Here is a 22306-nt window from a genome sequence, read left to right as displayed (position 1 = left end):
AGTCACTTGCCCTTCGCCAGAGTGTCGTTCCAGGCCTTCTCGGCGGCGTCGAGCGCCTGCTGAGCGGTCTTCGTCCCGGACATGTACGCCCGCACCTGGTCGTCGAACAGCTGCCGCAGCTGCTCGTCGTTCCCGGAGCCCATCGACGCGTCCACGCTCTGCTTGAACGTGTCGATCAGGATCTTCCGGGCCTGGTCGGCCGGCGTCGTCCCGGTGATGTCGGTGAAGAACGGATCCTCGAGCGCCTTCACCGAGGACGGGTAGATCGGGACCAGCTTGCAGAGCGCGAGCTGCTGCTCGGGCGCCGCGACGTACTTGAGCCAGGCGGCCGCGGCGGCCTGGTGGCCGGACTTGGCCGGGATCCCCATCACCTGCTGGCCGGGCATGTAGAACTTGCCGTCGGCACCGGTCACCGGCGGCCCGACCACGATCGAGGAGTAGACCGCGGGCGCGTTCTTCTGCACGTTCAGCAGCGAGCTGGACACCGCGGCCGGGTTGAACGCGATCAGCTTGTTCTCCAGCGACTGCGGCAGATCCCGCTGGTTCTCGCCGAGGCTGCCCGGGGCGATCGCGCCGGAGTCGAAGAGCTTCTTGAACTTCTCCAGCAACGCGAGCGTCTGCGGCGTGTTGAACGCGGCCTTCTTGCCGTCGTCGGAGAGCAGCTTGACGCCGTCGGCCTGCACCACGGTCGAGTACGCCATGAAGTTCGTCGCGGACTTGCCGGTCGCGTCGTGGTACTTCGTGGCCAGCGCGAGCGCGTCGTCGTACGTCTTCGGCGGGTTCGCCGGGTCGAACCCGGCCTTGGCCAGCAGGTCCTTGTTGTAGAACGACAGCGACGTACCGCCGTTGTACCAGGGCAGCGCGATCCGCTTGCCGTCGGTGACCAGCGGCTCGGTCAGGTTCGGCAGGTACGCGGCCACGTCCTCCTTGCTGAACAGCGCGTTCAGGTCGGCCATCGAGGACGCGAACAGCCCGGTGGTCGCGGAGGTGAAGTTGACGACGTCCGGCACCTTGCCGCTGGCGAGCGCGGCCAGCAGTTTGGTGGTGATGTCCTGCCCGGGCACGTCCACCCACTTGATGTGCACCTTCGGGTGGTCCTTCTGGTACGCGTCGATCCACTTCTGGATGTCCGGCCCGTAGTTCTTCTGCAGGTTGATCGTCCACCACTCGACGTCACCGGAGTACGCGTCGCCGGACTGCTTCTGGTCGCCGCCGCCGGCCGGACTGCCGGAGACACAGCCGGCCAGTGCGAGTACCAGGGTGGCAACGAGTGCAAGTCGGAGTCGGGCCATCGTTGGCTCCTCAGAACGGAATGTCCTAAACCTCACTTACAGACGTCAGAGTGTTCGCCATCAATTGGCGCGAGTCAACGGAACAAGCCAGAAATTTTCTGGAGTTAGCGCTTCCAAGGCTCCCAGGTCGTGCGCTACGGTTCCGGTCTGAAAGCCGGGTTTCAGACACAAGGAGCTGAGGCATGCCGGGTCTGAAGGGGCGCGTCGTCGGCCAGCACTGGTACACGCCGTACGTGTTCATGCTGCCCGGGCTGCTGTTCTACGCCGCGATGTTCGCCTGGCCGGCGGTGATCGCGATCCAGCTGGCGTTCTCGGACTACGACATCGTGCATCCGATCCGCTTCTCCGGCCTGGACAACTTCGCCCGGCTGGTGCACGACCCCCGGGTCTGGATCGCGCTGCGGAACTCGCTGCTGTTCGTACTGATGTTCCTGCCGCTGACCGTGGTCGTCCCGCTGTTCCTGGCGATGCTGGTGAACCTGAAGCTGCGTGCGATCCAGGCGTTCCGGATGCTCTACTACCTGCCGGTGATCACGTCGATGGTCGCGGTAGCGGTCGCCTGGCGGTACGTGTTCAACCGCGAGGGCGTCGTGAACTGGCTGCTCGGCCTGTTCGGCGCCGGGCCGACGGACTTCCTGCTCGACCGGCACTGGGCGCTGCCGACCGTCGTCCTGCTGGAGGCCTGGAAGAACGCGGGCCTGTTCATGATGATCTACCTGGCCGGGCTCCAGGCGGTGCCGTCCGACCAGGTCGAGGCCGCGACGATCGACGGCGCCGGCGCGTGGCAGCGGCTGCTGTACGTCGTCGTCCCGGCGCTGCGGCCGACGTTCGCGGTGACGCTCGTACTGAGCATGCTCGAGGCGATGCGGGCGTTCGAGTCCGTGTACGTGCTGACCCGCGGAGGACCGCTCGACGCCACCCTGACGCTCGGGTACTACATCTGGTCGAAGGCCTTCCAGGACTACGACATGGGGTACGCGAGCGCCGTCGGACTGTTGCTGTGGGCAATCATGATCGTGCTGGCCGGCTTCAACCTGCTGGTGACCCGGCGGAGGGACGTCTGATGCGCCGTCGGATCCTGTGGTACGTGCTGCTGGTCGCGGTGGCGTTGCTGTTCGTCGGCCCGTTCCTGATCCTGCTCAGCGCCGCGACGAAACCCGCGAGCCAGGACGTGTTCGGGTTCCCGCCCGACCTGATCCCGCGGCCGCCGGTCGGCACCTGGTTCCGGGAGGCGTGGACGACGATCCCGTACGCCCGGTTCCTGCTGAACTCGGTGATCTACGTCGGCATCACGATCCCCGTGTACCTCGTGGTCTCGGCGCTGACGGCGTACCCGCTGGCCCGGATCGCGTTCCGCGGTCGTGGGGTGTTCTTCCTGCTGTTCCTGTCGATCATGTTCCTGCCCGGCGAGCTGATGCTGATCCCGCGGTTCCTGGTGATGAGCCAGCTCGGGCTGACCGACACGTTCGCGGCGGTGATCCTGCCGGCCATCTTGTCCTCGCTCGGGATCTTCCTGCTCCGCCAGGCGTTCGCGCAGATCCCGGACGAGGTCGTCGAGGCCGCCCGGGTGGACGGCGCGAACGAGTTCCAGATCTTCTGGCGGATCTGCGTACCGATCGTCGCCCCGACCCTCGCCGTGCTCGCGATCCTCGGATTCGTCTCGGTGTGGAACAGCTTCATCTGGCCGCTGGTCGTGCTGACCAGCCAGTCCAAGTTCCCGATCGCCCTCGGGATCGCCTATCTCAGCGGTGTCGCCGGTACCGATGTCCGCGGGCTCGCGGCCGGCACCGTGATCTCGCTGGTGCCCGTCATCGTCATCTTTCTGCTGCTGCAGAAACGCATCCTCAACAGCATGGGCGGTGCCGTCAAAGGCTGACCCGCCCCTACCTTTGTGAGGCTCTCATGCAACCCACCCGCCGCACCATCCTGTTCGGGGCCACCGCCGGCGGTATCGCCGCCTGGGCAGGGCTCCCGTCCATCGCCTCCGCCGATCCACTCGTCTACGACTCACCCCAGGCCTTCGACGTCGCCCAGGCCGGCTACCTCGCGTCGAACCCGCAGGACAACGAGGCCGGTGTGTACGCCTGGGGCGAGTCCTACTTCGGGCTCAGCCTGCTCCGGATGTACGAGGCCTACCAGGACGAGCGCTACCTGCGCACGTTCGAGGACCGGGCCCGGCTGCTGATGAAGACCACCGACCACGCCCGGCACGTCGTCGACTACGCCGGCCGCTCCGGCAAGGTCTGGCGGACGGCCGGCAACTACACGGCCGGTCACGGCGTACTGCCCGACGGCACCGGCAAGCCCGCGGTCCAGTTGCGCTGGGCGGGCACCCGTTCGGCCGAGTCGACCGCCGAGGTGCAGAACGTTGCCGGCAGCACCTTCACCCTCGTCCTCCGTAACCCGGGGACCACCTCGGTCGTGACATTGCGGAACGTCGACCTCGACCCGGCGTCCCCGGCGTACGTCGTGACCGCCGTCAACAACGCGTACAACGCCGGGCTGCGCTGGACCGCGGTCGACCTGCGAGACGCCCCGGCCGCGGCACCCGCGCCGGCGGCGAGCACGATCACGTTCCAGCCGCAGTACTACGTGTTCGCCGTCCACACCGGGATGATCGCGTTCCCACTGGCCCGGTACGCGCGGATGGTGCTGCAGTCGGACAAGCTCAAGTCCCGGCACGCCTTCGCGCGGGACGTCCTCGGTGCGGCGATCCAGGCCGTCGCGTTCCACGACCCGGAGTGGGACGGGAACGGGAACTACGTGTGGCCGAAGGGCGCGCCGATCCCGTTCGACGGCACGATCCAGCCGTACAACCAGAGCCAGGCGTTGGGGCAGGTGATGATCGAGCTGTACCGGGTGACGAAGAAGCCGCAGTACAAGACCCGGGTCCAGCAGCTGCTGACGTCGTACCAGCCCGCGCTACGGTCCGTCGACGGCGCCTACGTGTGGACGTACTGGCCGCCGTACAGCCAGTTGTACGCCGGGTATCCCAAGACCGCGGGCATCTCCGAGTACACGCCGTCGTACCCGGCGTCGACGCAGGTCGAGGACCTGAGCCACGCGGCGATCAGCACCGAGTTCGTGCACGCGGCGTACGACGCGGGGATCGACGGCGGGACGGCGACCGATGTCCAGGCGTTCGCGAAAACCTTTACGCAGAAGCTGATCCGGTCCGCGAACGAGGTCTGGTACCGCGTCGACGGGACCGGCGACGCGGTACCGGCCAACGCCGTGCAATGCGCGCGCTGGGGCGAGTACGCCGAGCAGGACCTGCTGATCTACCAGCAGTCGTTGCGCGTGTACGACGCGGTGCAACTGCAACCCGTGCAAGGCTCGCACGCGTTGGGCATCGCGTACCTGAACTGGGCGAAGAACTCTGGATGGAGGAACAAGTGAGACAGCTCCGGATCCGTACTCCGGAAGGACTGCGCGACGCGGTCCTGAACGACGACGACAGGGTCCAGCTACCCGACGGTGCCGCGCTGGACCTCGCGGAGGTTCGGCTCGCGGCACCGCTCGACCCCGGAAAGATCGTGTGTGTCGGCCTGAACTACGCCGACCACGCGGCCGAGGGCGGGCAGCAGGCCCCGGCCGAGCCGATCCTGTTCATGAAGGCGCCGGACACCGTCGTCGGTCCGTACGACGACATCGTGATCCCGCGCGGGAGCGAGAAGACGGACTGGGAGGTCGAGCTCGGCGTGGTGATCGGCCGGACCGCGGCGTACCTGAGCTCGGAGTCCGAGGCGCTCGACCACGTCGCCGGGTACGTGCTGGTGAACGACGTGTCCGAGCGGCACTTCCAGCTCGAGCGCGGCGGGCAGTGGGACAAGGGCAAGAACTCCGCGACGTTCTGCCCGCTCGGCCCGTGGATCCTGACCGCCGACGAGGTACCGGACCCGCAGGCGCTGAAGCTCGGCCTGGACGTGAACGGCGAGCCGCTGCAGGCCAGCTCGACCGCCGAGATGATCTTCGGCGTCGCGTACCTGGTGCACTACATCTCCCAGTTCATGACGCTCTACCCGGGCGACGTGATCAGCACCGGTACGCCGGCCGGCGTCGGCGCGGGCCAGAAGCCGCCGCGCTACCTGAAGGCAGGCGACGAACTCCGGACCTGGGCGGATGGGCTGGGGGAGCAGCGGAACCGGGTGCGCAGCGCCAACGACAGGACGTAGTCCTCTACGTATACGGGCTCGCCCGCCTGTGCACGGTCGCCAAGCGGGCGAGATCCCGGATACCTCCTGTCCTTAGCGCACCAGAGCGCCGGCGATCGAGTCGGCCAGCGGCGTGGTGGGGCGGCCGATCAGCTGGGCGAGATCGCTGCCGCGCACGTCCAGCAGACCACGAACGACGGCGCCGTCGATGTCGACGAGCACGCCGACGTACGGCGCCGGGACGCCGGCCGCGGTCAGTGCCTTGGCGTGCTCGTCCGCCGACACGTTGCTGTAGGCAACCTCCTTGCCGGACTGCTCCGCCAGCTCGGCGGCGTACTCCGTCATCGTCCAGGACACGTCGCCGTTCAGCTCGTACGCCTTCTTCTCGTGCCCGTCACCGGTCAGTACGACGGCCGCTGCCGCCGCGTAGTCGCGCCGGGCCGCCGAGGCGATCCGCCCGTCGCCCGCGCTACCGAGGATGCCGTGCGCGAGCTGTCCGGCGATCTGGTCGGTGTAGACCTCGTTGTACCAACCGTTGCGGAGGAACGTGTACGGCAGGCCCGAGTCGAGGATCGCCTGCTCGGTGGCGAGGTGGTCCGCGGCCAGCTCGAACTCCGCTTCCTCTCCGCCGAGCACGCTCGTGTAGGCGATCCGCGCGACGCCGGCGTCCTTCGCGGCGGCGATGATTCCACGGTGCTGGTCGCGGCGGTTCGGGTCCAGGCCGGAGATCAGCAGGACCGTGTCGCCGGCGCCGAACGCCTTCGCCAGCGCCTCGGTGTCGTTGTAGTCGGCGATCCGGACCTCGACGCCGCGGTCTGCCAGCGGCGCGGCCTTCTCGGCGTTCCGCGCGACCGCGACGACCTGGTCGGCGGGGACCCGCTGCAGCAGTTCGTCGACGACGAGAGTGCCCAGCTGGCCGGTGGCGGCGGTGACGACGATGCTCATCAGTACTCCCTCTCAGTGGATGTCTGTCACCGACGGTAGGCGGACCTTTCGAGCGGATCTATGTCCATCAGGCGCTGGTTTATGTCCGATCGTCTTGATCGTGGCGCGTATGATGCAGGTATGGATGTGCTCGCCGATGTCGTCTCCGCGATGAAGACCGGTCCCGCGACGTCCGGACGCACCGACGTCCGCGGTCCGTGGGGCCTCGGGTTCGTGCACTCGTTCGGCGCCACCTTCCACCTCGTCCTGCAGGGTACGGCGTGGTTGCTGCCGCCGGACGGCGCGCCGATTCCGCTCGGTCCCGGCGACGCAGTGCTGCTGCCGCGCGGCCTCGACCACGCGCTCGTCGACCACCCGGACTCGCCGGTGGTCCCGTTCGACCCGACCGTCGAGGGGCCGCCGCAGGGGCAGGGTGCGCGGGCGTTGCTGCTCTGCGGGACGTACCGGCTGGACCGCGAGCGGCCCCATCCGGTGCTGACCCGGCTGCCGGACGTGGTCGTCGTACCGGCGAATCCCGGCCGGCACCGGTCGTTGCATACGGCAATCAGCATCCTGGGCGAGGAGCTCGACGCGCAGCGGCCCGGCGCCGCGGCCGTCGTACCGGCGCTGGTGGACGCGTTGCTGGTGCTGATCCTGCGGGCGTGGATGGAGGACCACAACTGCCCGACGGATCGTGGCTGGGCGCGGGCGCTGACGGATCCGTCGGTCGTGCAGGCGCTCGAGCTGATCCACGAGCAGCCTGGCGCGGCGTGGACCGTCGCGGACCTCGCGACCGGCGTCGGGTTGTCGCGGGCGGCGTTCGCGCGCCGGTTCACCGAGGCGGTCGGGGAGCCGCCGCTGACGTACCTGTCCCGCTGGCGGATGACGACCGCGGCCCGGCTGCTGCGCGACCACGACCGCCCGCTCGCCACGGTCGCGAAGGAGATCGGCTACACCTCCGAGTTCGCGTTCGCGAAGGCGTTCAAGCGCGACTTCGGCGTACCGCCGGGGACCTATCGCAAGCAGCTCACTCCGGCCTGAGTACTGCGATCGGCGCAACCTGTAGGAAAGTTACCGGTTTTGCGCAATCATGGGCACGAATGCACCGCACACACTCAAGGTCCCCGAATGGTCACCGAACGTTCGGCCTCCGCGGGGACCCACCGCCCTGAGTATCCGTGAAGGTGAGGCCCATGAGCCCGATCAGTCGCAGGACCCTTGTTCTCGGCGGACTCGCGGTGGCCGGCGTCGGCGCCGTTCCCGCCCGTTTGCCGGCTACCGCCACGTCATCGGTGATGACCGCCACCGCCGCCGTCCCGTACCCGTTCCAGCTCGGCATCGCATCCGGTGAGCCCGACGCGAACAGCGTCGTGCTCTGGACCCGCCTGGCCCCGTCGCCGACGAACGCCGACGGCCAGGGCGGGATGGCGAACGCCGACGTCGCCGTCGACTGGCAGGTGTCGACGACCGACACGTTCGCCACCCTCGTCGCGTCCGGCAGCGTCACCGCCAAGTACGCCGCCGCGCACTCGGTGCACGCGATCGCCGGCGGACTCGACCCGGACTCCGACTACTTCTACCGGTTCCGCGCGCAGGGCCACATCTCGCCGGTCGGCCGGACCCGGACCACGCCCGCCGTCGGCGCCGCCGGCCGCGACCTGACGATGGCGTTCACCTCCTGCTCGCACTACGAGGAGGGCTACTTCACCGTCTACCGCCGGATGGCGGAGGAGAACCCGGGCGTGATCCTGCACCTCGGCGACTACATCTACGAGTACGGCGCGACCGCCGGCCGGACCCGGCTGCACCTCGGCGCCGAGATCGTCTCGCTCGCCGACTACCGCCGCCGGTACGCGCAGTACAAGACCGACCCGGACCTCCAGGCGGCGCATGCCGTCGCGCCGTGGATCGTCGTACCGGACGACCACGAGGTGGAGAACAACTACGCGGGGACGGTCCGCGAGAACAACACGCCCGCTTTGACGGCGGCGCAGTGGACCGCGCGGCGCTCCGCGGCGTACCAGGCGTACTACGAGAACATGCCGCTGCGGCCGGCGCAGGTGAACAGCGGTAACAGCATCCAGCTGTACCGGCGGCTGCGTTGGGGGAGCCTGGCCACGTTCCACATGCTCGACACGCGCCAGTACCGCAACGACCAGGCCTGTGGCGACGGCTGGAAGGTTTGCTCCGATGCGGACCTCGCGTCCCGCAGCCTGCCCGGCAATGCGCAGGAAAGCTGGCTGTTGGACGGTCTGGGGCAGCACCTGGGGACGTGGGACATCATCGGGCAGCAGGTGTTCTTCGCGCGCCGGTTCAACTCGACCGGGGCGAGCATGGACTCGTGGGACGGGTACCGGGCGTCGCGGGCGCGCATCCAGCAGGGCTGGGTGGACCGTTCCGTTCGCAATCCCGTCGTACTGACCGGGGACGTGCACCGCGCGTGGGCCAGCGATCTGAAGGCCGACTACAACAACGCGAGCTCGGCGACGATCGGTACGGAGCTGGTGACCAGCTCGGTGACGTCGAGCGGTGACGGCGACGGGTCGACCACCGTGCCCGACGTGGGGACGAACCCGTGGCTGAAGTTCTACAACAACCGCCGTGGATACGTGCGTGCCACGGTCAGCCCGACGGAGCTGCGGGCCGATTTCCGTAACGTGGCAAAGGTTTCCGAGCACGGTGCCGCGGCCGCGACGGTCAAGTCCTTCGTGGTCCAAGAGGGCCACCCCGGCCTGCAGGCGGTGTGAGATGAAGCTGATCGCTCTTACTGCTCTCGCCGTCACTGCACTGTCCGTGACTGCAACTACCGCTTCCGCACACGTTGCTGCACCCACCTGGACAACAGCCAACAGTGTGTCCACCGGTGACCAGGACAACGCCTCCGTGGCGACCAACAAGAACGGGTACGTCGCCGTGGTCTGGGAGGACGACCGCGACACCGACAACGCGACCGACAACGTGCACAGCGAGATCTACCTCCGCCTGTTCCACAACGGCACAGCTGTCTACGAAAAGAAGCTGTCCGCGGGTGGCGACACCGGCGTGACCAACTGGCGCCACCTGCACCCGGACGTCGGCCTGGACGACAAAGGCAACGCCGTGGTGGTCTGGCAGGACGACCCGGACGGCAACGGGTACTACAACGTCCCGTACCGCGTCGTGAACACCGCAGGCACCGTCACCGCATCTGGCAACGCCAACAGCAGCGCTACCGGGCAGCAGATCAACCCACGGGTCGCCGTAGATCCTGACGGCGCACCCTCTGGTGCCGCGGTTGCGTTCACTGTGGTGTGGGAGGACATCCAGACCGGCGCACAGGCCACCGTGAAAGCGGCTGGCTTCACGGGCCCATCCACACGCGCCTGGGAGGTGTCGGCCTCGGCCACGACCGGCCAGCACCACAACCCGGACGTAGCCGTGTCCGCATCGGGGGACGCCGTAGTCGCCTGGGACGACGACGCCGACGGCAACGGCTACTACCAGATCGGCCTGATCCGCCTAGGTCGTACGAACGGCGCGGCAACGCTGTCACGCCGTTCCGCGAACGCCTCCGGCGGTGGCCAGCAACAGCACGCGTCGGTTGCGGCCAACTTCAACGGCGACTTCGCTGTCGCCTGGGAGTCCGACCACACGGGAACCCCAGGCGTTTGGACCCGTTCCTTCACACCGACCGGGACGGCGCGTTACGCCGACACCGAGGTCGCCGCGGGCGGTACCGCACCGTCGATCGGCATCGACGACCAGGCGCGGACAGTCGTCGGCTGGACAACCCAAGGCGCCGACCCTGACGTCTGGGTGCGGGGCTTCGGCACCGACGGCACCGATACGGGCCGGCTGTCCTCCCAGAAGCTCAGCTCGGTCACCACGGGCCGGCAGGAGCAGATGGTGGTCGCGGTCTCGCCGTACGCCGAAGTGGTCGTCGCCTACACCGACGACAACGATGGCAACACCTATGACCAGGTCATCCTGGGCACGGGCATCTCCAACAACAGTTGGTGAATCAGTGCGTCGTCGGGGACACCGTGCTGAGTACGGTGTCCCCGGTGTCGACCACGTCGAGGTGGTCGATGTCCTGCAGCGGGATCGACGTACTGGCGGGAACGTTGGCCTGATAGCTGCCGTTGGCTGCCCACCAGCCTGCTACCTGGGTGCTCCCGTTGCGGCCGTGGACGACCAGCATGCAGTGCTCGTACGGCTTGAGATCGGTCAGCCGAAGCTGGATGTCGGTGCCCCAGCCGCGGCTGACCAGCCTGGCGGTGGTGTCGAGCCCACCGACCCCGTTGGTGGCAGTCCAGGTAGCCGAGGCCGGTGCGGTCGCCAGACCCCAGCTGACGACTCCGGTGACCGTAGCGGTCGACGCCACGGCAATCGCCCATCGCCGCCGCGGCCACTTCTGCCTGGTGAGCTGCAGCGGCGCAGGCTCCGGCTGGTCGCTCTCGATGTCTTCGACGGGTACCGCGTGCAGCAGGCCCGGCAGGTGCGCGAACTCCAGCAACGTCTCGCGGCACGACGTACACGTCGTCAGGTGCTCCTCGACCGCGTGCCGTTCCGACGCATCCAGAGCACCGAGCACGTAGGCGCCGATCGACGTCGTCGCGGGGCACGTCATGAGCCGGTCACTCCTCGTTCCTCCAGCGCTGCGCGGAGGGCGTGCAGCGCGTAGTAGCTGCGCGACTTGACTGTCCCCGGTGGTACGCCGAGGACGGCAGCCGCCTCGTTGACGGTGCGCCGCCGGTAGAACAGCTCGACGATCACCTGCCGGTGGTCCTTGCTGAGCCCCCGCAGTACGTCGATCACCTGCCAGACCTGCAGTACCCGGTCGATGTCGTCGCCGAGCGCCGGGAACTCGCGGTCGTCGATCGGCACCTCCGTCACCCGGGCGCCCTGTTTACGCCGGCCGGAGATCACCAGGTTCCGGGCGACCGTGAACAGCCAGCGGCCGGCCCGGTCCGGGTCCAGCTCGCCGGCATGCGCCCAGGCGCGGGTCATCGTCTCCTGCACGATGTCCTCGGCGTACTGGCGATCGCCCACCGAGCGCAGCACGTACCCGAACAGCGGCCGCCGGTACCTGTCGTACAGCGCGCGGATCACCGTGTCGTCATCCACACCCCGAACTACGCCGGACGACGGAAGACGGTTCAATCTGAACCGAGCGACCGGATCGCGCGTATCTGCAGGGGAGAGGAGATCCTGATGAAAACCACGATCTTGTTGCTAGGAGCAACCGTAGCCGCGGTCGGCACGCTGGCCGCATGCGGCGGCAGCAACAGCAGTTCGCCGCCGGCCGCCGGGGGCGGAGCGGCCGCGGCCGTGTCCGTCAGGGACGTCAGCGGCGTCGGCCGAACACTGGTCGACGCGTCCGGGAAGACGCTGTACTTCGCCGACCAGGAAGCCGGCGGGATGATCAAGTGCACCGCGGGTTGCCTGAGTTTCTGGATGCCGGCGACCGGCAGCGCCACCGGCGCCTCGGTGACCGGTCTCGGCACGATGAAGCGGTCCGACACGGGCGCGGAGCAGCTGACCTACCAGGGCAAACCGCTGTACACGTTCAAGCTCGACATGAACGCCGGTGACGCGAAGGGCAACAACTTCTCCGACGCGTTCTCCGGCACCAGCTTCACTTGGCACGCCGCCACCACGTCGGCGACCGCCCCGTCGCCGGCCCCGTCCTCCGGCGGTGGCGGCGGTTACGGCAACGGTTACTGAACCCGGAGCCGGCGAGATTCACGGTCGACGACACCACCGGGTAGCCAGGGCAGCAGCCGGGTCGGGGTGCCGACGGTCGTGCACCAGGCCTAGCGTTTGTAGGTCGCGGTAAGCCGTCCGCGGGCGATCGCGTTGCTGTCGATCGCCTTCAGGGCATCGGCGAGTTTCGTGCCGGCCGGAAGATTGGTTGCCTTGGACAACGCGTAGACGGTGAAGCGGTAGTGGTGCGTGCCGCTCGGCGGACAGGGACCGAAGTACGAGGGTTTGCCCGCCGAGTTGTCCGCCTGTTTCCCGGCCGGCGCTGCGCCTTCGGTGAGCGAGGTGGTGTCCGGGGCGAGGTCCAGGACGACCCAGTGCGTGAAGGTGCCGTTCGGGGCGTCCGGGTCGTCGACGACGATCGCGAGCGCCTTGGCGTCCGCGGGCGTACCGGTCCACGCGAGCGGAGGCGACGTACCGGCGCCGTCGCACGTGTACCTGCGGGGGATGGCGCCGCCGTCGCGGAACGCCGTACTCGTGACGGTCATGCTGATCGGCGTGACCACGGAGGGCTCCTTCCCGGGACCGCCGCCGCAGGCAGCCGCGCTCAGCAGCACGGCCGCCCATACCAGCAGTCGCCGCATCGGCCGGTCTCAGTCGCGGTCCGTCAGGCGGATGAGCGGGAGCTCGCGGTCGGTCTTGCGCTGGTAGCCCGCGAAGCGGGGCGCGGTCGCGACGATCTGCCGCCACGCCTCGTCGCGGTCGGAACCGTGCAGCTGCTCGGCGCGGACGTCCAGGGATTCGCCGCCGACGTCGATCCGGACCCGGTCCGGGTTCGCGGCGAGGTTGTAGTACCAGTCGGGGTTTCCCGATCCGCCCCAGGCGGACGCGATGATCAGCCGGCTGCCGTCGGCGGCCGGGAGCCAGCTGAGCGGCGTCCGCCGCTCCACGCCGGACTTGCGGCCGATCGTCCGCAGCACGAGCATGTCGAACCCGCCGACCTTGCCGCCGGTGCGCCGGATCAGCTGCTGGATCAGGCTGTTCATCCACCGCAGCGGCTGCCCCTTGGGCTGCCGGGCTCCGTGGGTGCCTGCCCGGGTGTCGAAACTCATGTGGACTCCACGGTCTTGTGCACTGTCCGGTTGAGGGTGACGTCGTCGCCGTGCCCGAAGGGCTTACCTTCGAGGTTGAAGCTCCACGAGATCGTCGGCGTGATGCGCAGGTAGTTGCCGGAGCCGAACCGGCCGGTACGCTCCACCAGTTCGGCTTCGCCGTAGATCCGAAGGTACCGGGGGACCCACGGGTCCGTCGAGGGAAGGTCGTCGAGGAGCACCGCGACCTTGGTGTTGCCGGCCTGCACGTTGCGGTACTTCCGGGTTTTCGCCGGGTCGAGGCCGCCGACGAACAGGTGCGTGCCGTCGTATTCGAAGCCGACCAGTACGGCGTCCGGCTGCCCGTCCGGGCCGACCGTGGCGATCCGATGGGAGCGGGTCCCGTGAGCGAGACGTGGGCGGATCAGCTGGACACCGGCACCGGGCTGATCCAGCTGATGACGCTCGTGCAGGGGATCTACGCGACCGTCTCGGAGCGGCACGAGTTGACGCCGGTGCAGGCAAAGCTGCTGTGCGTATTGATCGGCGGACCGCGCGGGATGGCGGAGCTGGCGCACCTGTTCGGCGTCGAGAAGGCCGCGCTGACCGGGCTGGTGGACGCCGACATAGGCGACGCTCTCGGCCGGCTGACGGACGCGATCCCGTCCGGCGACCGCGAGCAGTTCCGCAGCACGGTCGAAGGCATCATCCTCAGGTGCCGCACGTCACCGTCCAGCGAATGAGCGCCAGCCTCCCGCGGACAGCGTTTGCCCCTACGATCGAGCCCGTGCCCACCTGCTTGAGTTCCTGAGATGTCGGCCGTCGTCGGTGCCTTCGCGGCGCTGGTTGCCGTGGCCGTGCTCGGGTACGTCGTAGGTCTCTTCGGTGTACTGCGCTCCCAGGACGAGCTGGTCCTGTCCCGGCTGGCGTTTTTCGTGGCCACGCCCGCGTTGCTGTTCACCACCGTCGCGCGCGCCGACCTCCGATCGATCTTCTCGGTCGTACTGGTCACGAACCTGGTCAGCCTGTTCGTGGTGCAGGCGGTGTTCCTGCTGGTCTCGGCGGTGCTGTGGCGGCGGACGCGGTGCGAGGCCACGATCGGCGTCCTCGCGTCGTCGTACGTCAACGCGGGCAACCTCGGCGTACCGGTCGCGGCGTACGTGCTCGGGGACGGCGCGCTGGTGGCGCCGATCGTGCTGTTCCAGGTGCTGGTGATGGCGCCGATCGCGTTCGCCGTGCTCGACGGGGACCGCCAGGGGAGCAGCCGGCGGGTGGAGCTGAAGACGGTCCTGACCCGCCCGTTCCGGAACCCGCTCACGGTCGCGTCGCTGCTCGGGCTGCTCGTGTCCCTGCTCGGCGTCCGGCTGCCGGATCCGGTGATGCGCCCGATCGACCTGCTCGCCGCGGCCGCCGTACCGGTCGCGCTGATCGCCTACGGCCTGAGCCTGAGCGCCGGCACCAAGGACTCGATCACGCTCCGCCGCGACGTCGTCCTCGCCGTCTCACTGAAGACCTTCGCCCAACCCGTCGTAGCGTACGTCATCGCCCGCTGGCTCCTGGACCTGCACGGCCCCGCCCTGCTCGCCCCGACCCTCCTCGCGGCACTACCCACCGCGCAGAACGTCTACGTGTACGCCGTCCACTACCGCGCAAGCCGCACCCTCGCACGCAGCGCCGTACTCCTCAGCACCCTGCTCTCGATCCCGGTCATGATCCTGATCGCGGGGTTGCTCGCCTAGCGCATGGCTTTGAAAGCCTCTTCCGCGACCGGGGCCACCTGGTCGACGGGGACGCCTTCGTTGGCGGACTGGGCGATGACGGTGAACGTGTTGGAGCCGCGGTAGCACTGGGTCGGGAGGTTCCCGCTGGCCTCGACGCAGGTGGCGGCGCCGACCTGCTTGATCTTGTCGGGGGTGGCGCCGGAGTCGGCGACGGTCTTGTTGATGTCGACCTTGCCGCGGAGCGCGATGATCACGTACATCCGGTTGCCGTCGATCGTGCCGTACGCCTCGACCGTCGCCTGCTTGCCGTTGTTGATCCGGCTGAGCGCGGCCCGCGTCTGGTCGAGTTGCAGCTGGTCGCGGATCTCCTTGTCGGTGATCCGGTCCAGGCCGGCGAGCTTCGCGGGCGGGTTGATGCTGCGGTTGGTGTTCAGCCGGTTCAGCGGGCCGAGCCCCCAGACGTAGCCGAGCACCGCCAGCACCAGCAGCAGCACCAGCGCGCCACCGACCGTCAGCCACGCCCCGCTCAGCCGGACCCGCCACCACCGCTTCTTCTTCGCAGGCGCAGCCGACTTCTCCGCGGGCTCCGCCGGAGCAGCATCAGCCTTCGCCTCACCAGCGGGAACCGCGGGGATCTCAGCGGTGTCGGCCTTGGTGTCGGCCTTGGTGTCGGCCTTGGAGTCGGGCGCGGTGTCAGCCTTGGTGTCCGCCGGGGTGGTCGGGTCGGTCATCGGGTAGCTCCTCGGACGTACGGGTCGCGGGGTGCAGCTGCGTCGCCCCGATGGTTCCACATCGGGACAAGCCGCTCCCGCACGGTAGCCGCCGAACGCACAGGTGCCCGCCTCCCGGTGCGGGAGGCGGGCACCCAGGACCGGTGCTCAGAGGGTCGCGACGACCTTGACCGCATCGGACTCGTCGGCGTTCCAGACGATCTCGCCGGTGATCCGGCCGGCGGCCCGCAGGTCGGGCTCGGCACGCTCGGCGAGGGACAGGCGGGCGGCGGGGCCGGTGACCTCGACCTTCGAGACCTCGGTCTTCATCGACACCTGCGCCTCGGACTTGGCCCCGCGGATCCCGGCCAGCACCTCGGACACCGCGTCGAGCACCTCGGCCTCCTGGTCGGCGACCTCGAGGTCGGCCTCCGGCGTCGGCCATGACGACAGGTGGATCGAGCCCTCCTGCCACCACGACCAGACCTCCTCGGTCGCGAACGGCAGGTACGGCGCGAGCAGCCGCAGCTGGACCGACAGCGCCACCGCGAGCGCGGCCTTCGCCGACGCCGCCGGGGCATCACCCTGCCCGCCGTACGCCCGCTCCTTCACCAGCTCGACGTAGTCGTCGCAGAACGTCCAGAAGAACCGCTCCGCGATCTCCAGTGCCCCGGTGTAGTCGTACCGCTCGAAGGCCGCCGTCGCGTCCGCCACGACCGCCCGCAGCCGCTGCAGCATCGCCAGGTCGACGGCTTCGGTGACCGCGGAGGTGTCGACCGTCGTCGCACCGAACCCGAGGACGAACTTCGACGCGTTCAGCACCTTGATCGCGAGCCGCCGGCCGACCTTCATCTGCGACTCGTCGAACGGCGAGTCCAGCCCCGGCCGGGCCATCGCGGCGCGCCAGCGGACCGCGTCCGAGCCGAACTTCTCCAGGATCTCCGACGGGATGACCGCGTTGCCCTTGGACTTCGACATCTTCTTGCGGTCCGGGTCGACGACGAACCCGGAGATCATCGACCGCGCCCACGGCAGCGTGCCGTTCTCGAAGTGCGCGCGGACGACGCGGGAGAACAGCCAGGTCCGGATGATCTCGTGCGCGTGCGTGTTCAGGTCCATCGGGAAGGTACGCCGGAACAGGTCGTCGTCGCGCTCCCACCCGCAGACGATGTGCGGCGTCAGCGAGGACGTCGCCCAGGTGTCCATCACGTCCGGGTCGGCCTCGAACCCGCCCGGCTTGCCGCGCTGGGACTCGTCGTACCCACGCGGGGCCTGCGAGGTCGGGTCGATCGGCAGCTCGGCCTCGGACGGCAGCAGCGGGTGGTCGTAGTCGACCTCGCCGTCGGCGTCCAGCGGATACCAGACCGGGAACGGGACGCCGAAGTACCGCTGGCGGGAGATCAGCCAGTCGCCGTTCAGCCCCTCGACCCAGTTCAGGTAGCGGTGCCGCATGTGCTCGGGGACCCAGGCGAGCTCGTTGCCACGCTCGATGAACTCCTGCTTGAGCGCAGCGTCCCGGCCGCCGTTGGTGATGTACCACTGCCGGGTGGAGACGATCTCGAGCGGCTTGTCGCCGTTCTCGTAGAAGTTCGCCATCCGCTCGGTCTTCTTCGGCTCGCCGTCCAGCTCGCCGCTCTCGCGGAGCTTCTGGACGACCAGCTCGCGGGCGCTGAACACGGTCTTGCCAGCCAGCTCGCCGTACAGCTCCGCGGAGCCGGTCAGCCAGGCCGGGGTCTCGCGCAGCAGCCGGCCGTCGCGGCCGATCACGGTCCGGACCGGCAGCTGCAGCTCGCGCCACCACTGGATGTCGGTCTGGTCGCCGAACGTGCAGCACATCGCGATGCCGGCGCCCTTGTCCATCTCCGCGGCCTCGTGCGCCAGGACCGGGACCTCGACCCCGAACAGCGGCGACTTCACCGTCGTCCCGAACAGGTGCTTGTACCGGTCGTCGTCCGGGTGCGCGATCAGCGCGACACAGGCCGGGATCAGCTCCGGGCGGGTGGTCTCGATGTAGACCGGCCCGTCGGCGCCGTGGAACGCGACCCGGTGGTACGCGCCCGGATAGGACCGGGCCTCCATCTCGGCCTGCGCGACCGCGGTCTGGAACGTGACGTCCCAGACGGTCGGTGCCTCGGCCAGATACGCCTCGCCGCGGGCGAAGTTGCGCAGGAAGGCGCGCTGCGACGTCCGCCGGGAGTCCTCGGAGATCGTGGTGTAGAGGTACGACCAGTCGACGCTCAGGCCGACCTGCCGCCACATCGCCTCGAACGCCTGCTCGTCGATGTGCGTCAGCTCGCCGCACAGGTCGACGAAGTTCTGCCGGGAGATCGGGATCTGCTTCTTCGGGTCCGGCTTGGCCGGGGGCGTGAAGTCCGGGTCGTACGGCAGCGAGGGGTCGCACTTGACGCCGTAGTAGTTCTGCACCCGGCGCTCGGTCGGCAGGCCGTTGTCGTCCCAGCCGATCGGGTAGAAGACCTTCTTGCCGCGCATCCGCTGGTAGCGCGCGACCAGGTCGGTGTGGGTGTAACTGAAGATGTGCCCGACGTGCAGCGATCCGGAGACCGTCGGCGGCGGCGTGTCGATGGAATACACATCGGCGCGCTCGGCGGTGCGGTCGAAGGCGTAGGTCTGCTGCTCCTTCCATACGGCAGCCCACTTCTCCTCGAGGCCGTCGAGGCTGGGCTTGTCTGGAACGCGGGACGTCTGGCTCATGCGCACAATGTTAGTGGTTGTCAAGGGGTGCTCCGACCGGTTATCCACAGCCCCCGCCTAGACTTGCTGTTCTGATGAGTGACCTCTCCTTCGCCGAGGTATCGGCACGGCTCCAGGCGCGCTGGCCGGAGCACAAGATCGAGCCCACCCTGGACCGCGTCCGGCGGCTCGTCGAACTGCTCGGCGACCCGCAGAAGGCGTACCCGGTGGTGCATCTGACCGGGACCAACGGCAAGACGTCGACGGCGCGGATGATCGACACGCTGCTGCGCGAGACCGGGCTGCGGACCGGCCGGTTCACCAGCCCGCACCTGGAGAAGGTGACCGAGCGGATCACGCTGGACGGCGAGCCGGTCAGCGACGAGCGGTTCGTCGAGGCCTACGAGGAGATCGCGCCGTACCTCGACGTCGTGGACGCCGAGCAGGAGCACCCGCTGACGTTCTTCGAGGCGATGGTCGGGATGGCGTACGCGATCTTCGCCGACGCCCCGGTCGACGTCGCGGTGATCGAGGTCGGCCTCGGCGGCGCCTGGGACGCCACCAACGTCGCCGACGGCACGGTCTCGGTGATCACCCCGGTCGCGGTCGACCACGCGCACCTGCTGGGCGGGGATCCGGTCACGATCGCCGGCGAGAAGTCCGGCATCATCAAGCCCGGCGGCACCGTCGTGATGGCCCAGCAGAGCCTGGACGTCTTCGAGGTCCTGCTCCGCAAGGCGGCCGAGGTCGGCGCCCAGGTCGCCCGCGAGGGCATCGAGTTCGGCGTCGTCAACCGGACGCTCGCGGTCGGCGGCCAGATGGTGTCGGTCAAGGGCCTCGGAGCGGAGTACGACGAGCTGTACGTCCCGCTGCACGGTGAGTACCAGGCGCACAACGCCGCGGTCGCCGTCGCAGCCGTCGAGGCGCTGCTCGGCGCCAGCCCCGAGACCGAGGGCCGGGTCACCACGGAGCTGCTGCAGGCGGGCTTCGAGCAGGTCACCAGCCCCGGCCGGCTGGAGGTCGTCCGGCAGAGCCCGACCATCGTCGTGGACGCCGCGCACAACCCGCACGGCGCCGAGGCGACCGCGGCCGCGGTGTCGGAGGCGTTCCAGTTCCAGCCGCTGATCGGCGTCGTCGGCTGCATGAAGGACAAGGATGTGTACGGCGTCCTCGAGGCGTACGAGCCGATCATGGAGACGATCGTCTGCACCCGGAACAGCTTCGTCGAGCGCTCGATGCCGGCCGAGGAACTGGGCGAGCTGGCCGCCGAGGTGTTCGGCGAGGAGCGGGTCCTGGTCCGGCCGCACCTGATCGACGCGATCGACGACGCGATCCGGCTCGCCGAGGAGAACGCGGTCGCGCTCGGCAGCGGCGGCGTGCTGGTCACCGGCTCGGTGATCACCGCCGGCGAGGCGCGGACGCTGCTGGTCCGCAAGCCCAAGGTCGAGCCGCAGGACGAGCAGTGAGGTCCCTCGCCTCGATCGTGCTGGCGTTCGAATCCGTCGTCCTCGCGCTGGTCACGCCGGTGATGATCTCGATCGCGGGCGTCCGCCCGGCGGTGGCGATCCCCACCTGCCTCGGCCTGTTCGTGCTGGCGCTGCTGTCGGCCGGGCTGCTCCGCTTCCAGGCGGGGTACGTGCTCGGCTCGCTGGTCCAGGTCGGCGCGGTCGGTCTCGGCTTCGTCGTACCGGTGATGTTCGTCCTCGGCGTCGTCTTCGCCGCCTTCTGGGTGGCCGCGATCGTGTTCGGGCGCCGGATCGAGGCGGCCAAGCTGGCGCACGAGCGGTTAAGCTCAGCCGCCCCGACTACTTCGAGAGAGAGTTGACAGATGTCGCAGCGAACCCTGGTCCTGCTGAAGCCCGACACGGTCCGCCGCGGCCTGGTCGGCGAGGTGCTGGGCCGGTTCGAGGCCAAGGGCCTCACGATCGTCGCCATGGACCTGCGCACGATCGACGGTGAGATGGCCGACCAGCACTACGCCGAGCACGTCGACAAGGCCTTCTACCCGCCGCTGCGGGACTTCGTCACCAGCGGCCCGATGGTCGCGCTGGTGCTCGAGGGCGACGAGGCGATCGAGGTCGTCCGGGCGCTGAACGGCGCCACCGACGGCCGCAAGGCCGCCCCGGGCACGATCCGCGGCGACCTGTCGCTGTCCAACCGGGAGAACCTCGTGCACGGCTCGGACTCCGAGGAGTCCGCGTCCCGCGAGATCAAGATCTGGTTCCCCGACCTGCCGTGACGCCGGAGATCCTGCCGGACCCGACGCGGCTGCATCCGATGCCGGAGCAGCCGCGACTGGTCCTCCTCAAACCGCTGGTCACGTCACCGCTGATCGAGGTCGGCGAGTTCACGTACTACGACGACCCGGACGACCCGACCGCCTTCGAGACCCGGAACGTGCTGTACCACTACGGCCCGGAGAAGCTCGTGATCGGGAAGTACGGCGCGCTCGGCGAGGGTGTCCGGTTCGTCATGAACGGCGCGAACCACCGGATGGACGGCCCGTCGACGTTCCCGTTCCCGATCATGGGCGGGGCCTGGTCGGAGCACTTCGACCTGATCACCGGGCTGCCCGGGCGTGGCGACACGGTGGTGGGGCACGACGTGTGGCTCGGATACCGGACACTCGTGATGCCGGGCGTCCGGATCGGGCACGGCGCGGTCGTCGCCTCCGGATCGGTCGTGACCAGCGACGTCCCCGACTACGGGATCGCCGGCGGCAACCCGGCGAAGCTGATCCGCCGGCGGTACTCCGACGCGGACGTCGACCGGCTGCTCGCGATCGCGTGGTGGGACTGGCCGCTCGAACAGGTCACCGCGAATGTCCGGACCATCATGTCCGGCACCGTCGACGAACTCGAGAAGGCAGCGGAATCGCTGTAGCCGCAGGCCGTTGCGGACTGCTGGTGCCCGAACAGATACGATACGTACCTGGGCGGACGGGTCGTGTCGGTCCCCAGGCAGCGTCGCTCAGCGTTTAGCCTGGTCGGGGACCGAGTGGGAGGTGCCGCGGTGGCCAACAGCATGCTCGGCCGCGACATGGCGGTCGATCTCGGAACGGCGAACACCCTGGTGTACGTGCGTGGCCGCGGCGTCGTGCTGAACGAGCCGTCCGTGGTCGCGACCCGGACGGACGAGCCGCAGGAAGCGGTCGCGTTCGGGCACGAGGCGAAGAAGATGATCGGCCGGACTCCCGGCAACATCACCGCGATCCGGCCGTTGAAGGACGGCGTGATCGCCGATTTCGACGCCGCCGAGCAGATGCTGCGGTACTTCATCCAGCGCGTGCACCGGCGGCGGTACTTCGCGAAGCCGCGGATCGTGGTCTGCGTGCCGTCCGGGATCACCGCGGTCGAGCAGCGCGCGGTCCGCGACGCCGGGTACATGGCCGGCGCCCGCAAGGTCTACATCATCGAGGAGCCGATGGCCGCCGCGCTCGGCTCGAACCTCGAGGTCCGCGACGCCACCGGCAACATGGTGGTCGACATCGGCGGTGGGACCACGGAGGTCGCGGTCATCTCGTTCGGCGGCATCGTCACCAGCCAGTCGATCCGGGTGGCCGGCGACGCCATCGACAAGGCGATCGTGAACTACTGCAAGAAGGAGTTCTCGCTGCTGCTCGGCGAGGCCACCTCGGAGCAGATCAAGATGACGATCGGGTCGGCGTTCCCGACCACCGACGGCCCGGACAGCGAGATCCGCGGCCGGGACATGGTCTCCGGCCTGCCGCGCACCGTGAAGGTGTCCTCGGCAGACATGCGGCAGGCGATCGAGGAGCCGATCACCGCGATCGTCGACGCGGTCAAGGCGACGCTGGACAAGACCCCGCCGGAGCTGGCCGGCGACATCGTCGACCGTGGCATCGTGCTGACCGGCGGCGGCGCGCTGCTCAAGGGCATGGACGAGCGCCTGCGGCACGAGACCGGCATCCCGATCCACGTCGCGGAGAACCCGCTGGACGCCGTCGTGCTCGGCGCCGGCAAGTGCGTGGACAACATCGAGACCCTCAACCGCATCCTGGTCACCGACAACCGGCGCTGA

At 69.0% G+C, this 22306-nt stretch carries 24 protein-coding genes; 15 read left to right on the top strand and 9 right to left on the bottom strand.

The window, feature by feature from the left end:
• Positions 1-2: 2 nt before the first annotated feature.
• Entirely contained in the window at positions 3-1292 is a 1290-nt protein-coding gene (locus tag ACXJJ3_RS10585) for an ABC transporter substrate-binding protein (protein WP_458169795.1), read from the bottom strand.
• 182 nt (positions 1293-1474) lie between these two features.
• On the opposite strand from ACXJJ3_RS10585, the gene ACXJJ3_RS10580 reads away from it, so the two are divergent.
• The 4 genes from ACXJJ3_RS10580 to ACXJJ3_RS10565 are packed head-to-tail and all read left to right on the top strand — an operon-like array spanning position 1475 to position 5467.
• On the top strand, positions 1475-2356 hold the full coding sequence (locus tag ACXJJ3_RS10580) for a carbohydrate ABC transporter permease (RefSeq protein WP_458169794.1): 882 nt from the start codon (positions 1475-1477) through the stop codon (positions 2354-2356).
• Positions 2356-3168 (top strand): carbohydrate ABC transporter permease, encoded by an 813-nt coding sequence (locus tag ACXJJ3_RS10575; RefSeq protein WP_458169793.1) that lies wholly within the window; start codon positions 2356-2358, stop codon positions 3166-3168. The genes ACXJJ3_RS10580 and ACXJJ3_RS10575 overlap by 1 nt, the downstream gene beginning before the upstream one ends.
• A 26-nt stretch (positions 3169-3194) precedes the next feature.
• Complete coding sequence (locus ACXJJ3_RS10570) at positions 3195-4691, top strand: hypothetical protein (RefSeq protein ID WP_458169792.1); 1497 nt, start codon at positions 3195-3197, stop codon at positions 4689-4691.
• Positions 4688-5467 carry a fumarylacetoacetate hydrolase family protein gene (locus ACXJJ3_RS10565; RefSeq protein ID WP_458169791.1) on the top strand — a complete coding sequence of 260 codons (780 nt, stop codon included), beginning with the start codon at positions 4688-4690 and terminating at the stop codon, positions 5465-5467. The genes ACXJJ3_RS10570 and ACXJJ3_RS10565 overlap by 4 nt, the downstream gene beginning before the upstream one ends.
• A gap of 72 nt (positions 5468-5539) precedes the next feature.
• On the opposite strand, the gene ACXJJ3_RS10560 is transcribed toward ACXJJ3_RS10565, so the two are convergent.
• Positions 5540-6391, bottom strand: coding sequence for an SDR family oxidoreductase (locus ACXJJ3_RS10560; protein WP_458169790.1), 852 nt, complete (start codon positions 6389-6391; stop codon positions 5540-5542).
• Positions 6392-6511: 120 nt separating this feature from the next.
• Between ACXJJ3_RS10560 and ACXJJ3_RS10555 the strand changes: the two genes are divergently transcribed.
• The 3 genes from ACXJJ3_RS10555 to ACXJJ3_RS10545 all read left to right on the top strand — a co-directional run bounded on the left by ACXJJ3_RS10555 (position 6512) and on the right by ACXJJ3_RS10545 (position 10369).
• Positions 6512-7411, top strand: coding sequence for an AraC family transcriptional regulator (locus ACXJJ3_RS10555; protein WP_458169789.1), 900 nt, complete (start codon positions 6512-6514; stop codon positions 7409-7411).
• Positions 7412-7563: 152 nt separating this feature from the next.
• Entirely contained in the window at positions 7564-9117 is a 1554-nt protein-coding gene (locus ACXJJ3_RS10550) for an alkaline phosphatase D family protein (protein ID WP_458169788.1), read from the top strand.
• A 106-nt stretch (positions 9118-9223) separates the two neighbouring features.
• On the top strand, positions 9224-10369 hold the full coding sequence (locus ACXJJ3_RS10545; protein WP_458169787.1) for a hypothetical protein: 1146 nt from the start codon (positions 9224-9226) through the stop codon (positions 10367-10369).
• Position 10370: 1 nt separating this feature from the next.
• Here the strand turns inward: ACXJJ3_RS10545 and ACXJJ3_RS10540 are convergent, their stop codons facing one another.
• Both ACXJJ3_RS10540 and ACXJJ3_RS10535 read right to left on the bottom strand, forming a co-directional pair.
• On the bottom strand, positions 10371-10979 hold the full coding sequence (locus ACXJJ3_RS10540) for an anti-sigma factor family protein (protein ID WP_458169786.1): 609 nt from the start codon (positions 10977-10979) through the stop codon (positions 10371-10373).
• Positions 10976-11476, bottom strand: coding sequence for a sigma-70 family RNA polymerase sigma factor (locus ACXJJ3_RS10535; protein ID WP_458169785.1), 501 nt, complete (start codon positions 11474-11476; stop codon positions 10976-10978). The genes ACXJJ3_RS10540 and ACXJJ3_RS10535 overlap by 4 nt, the downstream gene beginning before the upstream one ends.
• A gap of 87 nt (positions 11477-11563) precedes the next feature.
• Here ACXJJ3_RS10535 and ACXJJ3_RS10530 point away from each other — a divergent pair, with 87 nt between their 5' ends.
• Positions 11564-12076: a COG4315 family predicted lipoprotein gene (locus ACXJJ3_RS10530; protein WP_458169784.1), complete on the top strand. Its 513-nt coding sequence runs from the start codon at positions 11564-11566 to the stop codon at positions 12074-12076.
• An 89-nt stretch (positions 12077-12165) separates the two neighbouring features.
• Here the strand turns inward: ACXJJ3_RS10530 and ACXJJ3_RS10525 are convergent, their stop codons facing one another.
• The 3 genes from ACXJJ3_RS10525 to ACXJJ3_RS10515 are packed head-to-tail and all read right to left on the bottom strand — an operon-like array spanning position 12166 to position 13646.
• A complete protein-coding gene (locus ACXJJ3_RS10525; RefSeq protein WP_458169783.1) occupies positions 12166-12696 on the bottom strand; it encodes a YbhB/YbcL family Raf kinase inhibitor-like protein in 531 nt (176 codons plus the stop codon).
• Between the two features lie 9 nt (positions 12697-12705).
• Positions 12706-13164: a nitroreductase family deazaflavin-dependent oxidoreductase gene (locus ACXJJ3_RS10520; RefSeq protein WP_458169782.1), complete on the bottom strand. Its 459-nt coding sequence runs from the start codon at positions 13162-13164 to the stop codon at positions 12706-12708.
• Positions 13161-13646, bottom strand: a complete 486-nt coding sequence (locus ACXJJ3_RS10515) for a PPOX class F420-dependent oxidoreductase (RefSeq protein ID WP_458169781.1) — start codon at positions 13644-13646, stop codon at positions 13161-13163. Before ACXJJ3_RS10515 ends, ACXJJ3_RS10520 begins: the two co-directional genes overlap by 4 nt.
• On the opposite strand from ACXJJ3_RS10515, the gene ACXJJ3_RS10510 reads away from it, so the two are divergent.
• A complete protein-coding gene (locus tag ACXJJ3_RS10510) occupies positions 13548-13886 on the top strand; it encodes a hypothetical protein (RefSeq protein ID WP_458172029.1) in 339 nt (112 codons plus the stop codon). The genes ACXJJ3_RS10515 and ACXJJ3_RS10510 overlap by 99 nt on opposite strands.
• A gap of 69 nt (positions 13887-13955) precedes the next feature.
• Complete coding sequence (locus ACXJJ3_RS10505) at positions 13956-14882, top strand: AEC family transporter (RefSeq protein ID WP_458169780.1); 927 nt, start codon at positions 13956-13958, stop codon at positions 14880-14882.
• Here ACXJJ3_RS10505 and ACXJJ3_RS10500 read toward each other — a convergent pair.
• The gene (locus tag ACXJJ3_RS10500; protein ID WP_458169779.1) at positions 14879-15595 is read right to left on the bottom strand and encodes a hypothetical protein; all 717 of its coding nucleotides are present in this window, start codon (positions 15593-15595) and stop codon (positions 14879-14881) included. The two genes, ACXJJ3_RS10505 and ACXJJ3_RS10500, sit on opposite strands and share 4 nt — an antisense overlap.
• A 147-nt stretch (positions 15596-15742) precedes the next feature.
• Entirely contained in the window at positions 15743-18286 is a 2544-nt protein-coding gene (gene valS / locus ACXJJ3_RS10495) for a valine--tRNA ligase (protein WP_458169778.1), read from the bottom strand.
• A gap of 74 nt (positions 18287-18360) precedes the next feature.
• On the opposite strand from valS, the gene ACXJJ3_RS10490 reads away from it, so the two are divergent.
• The 5 genes from ACXJJ3_RS10490 (at position 18361) to mreB (ending at position 22306) form a co-directional block, all read left to right on the top strand.
• Positions 18361-19731: a bifunctional folylpolyglutamate synthase/dihydrofolate synthase gene (locus ACXJJ3_RS10490; RefSeq protein ID WP_458169777.1), complete on the top strand. Its 1371-nt coding sequence runs from the start codon at positions 18361-18363 to the stop codon at positions 19729-19731.
• On the top strand, positions 19728-20090 hold the full coding sequence (locus ACXJJ3_RS10485) for a DUF4233 domain-containing protein (protein WP_458169776.1): 363 nt from the start codon (positions 19728-19730) through the stop codon (positions 20088-20090). The genes ACXJJ3_RS10490 and ACXJJ3_RS10485 overlap by 4 nt, the downstream gene beginning before the upstream one ends.
• A gap of 3 nt (positions 20091-20093) precedes the next feature.
• Complete coding sequence (gene ndk / locus ACXJJ3_RS10480; protein WP_427895867.1) at positions 20094-20504, top strand: nucleoside-diphosphate kinase; 411 nt, start codon at positions 20094-20096, stop codon at positions 20502-20504.
• Positions 20501-21148 carry a CatB-related O-acetyltransferase gene (locus tag ACXJJ3_RS10475; RefSeq protein WP_458169775.1) on the top strand — a complete coding sequence of 216 codons (648 nt, stop codon included), beginning with the start codon at positions 20501-20503 and terminating at the stop codon, positions 21146-21148. Before ndk ends, ACXJJ3_RS10475 begins: the two co-directional genes overlap by 4 nt.
• Positions 21149-21277: 129 nt before the next feature.
• A complete protein-coding gene (gene mreB, locus ACXJJ3_RS10470; RefSeq protein ID WP_425554054.1) occupies positions 21278-22306 on the top strand; it encodes a rod shape-determining protein in 1029 nt (342 codons plus the stop codon).

Source organism: Kribbella sp. WER1 (genome assembly GCF_054189145.1).
This window is presented reverse-complemented; position numbering and strand designations above follow the sequence as displayed.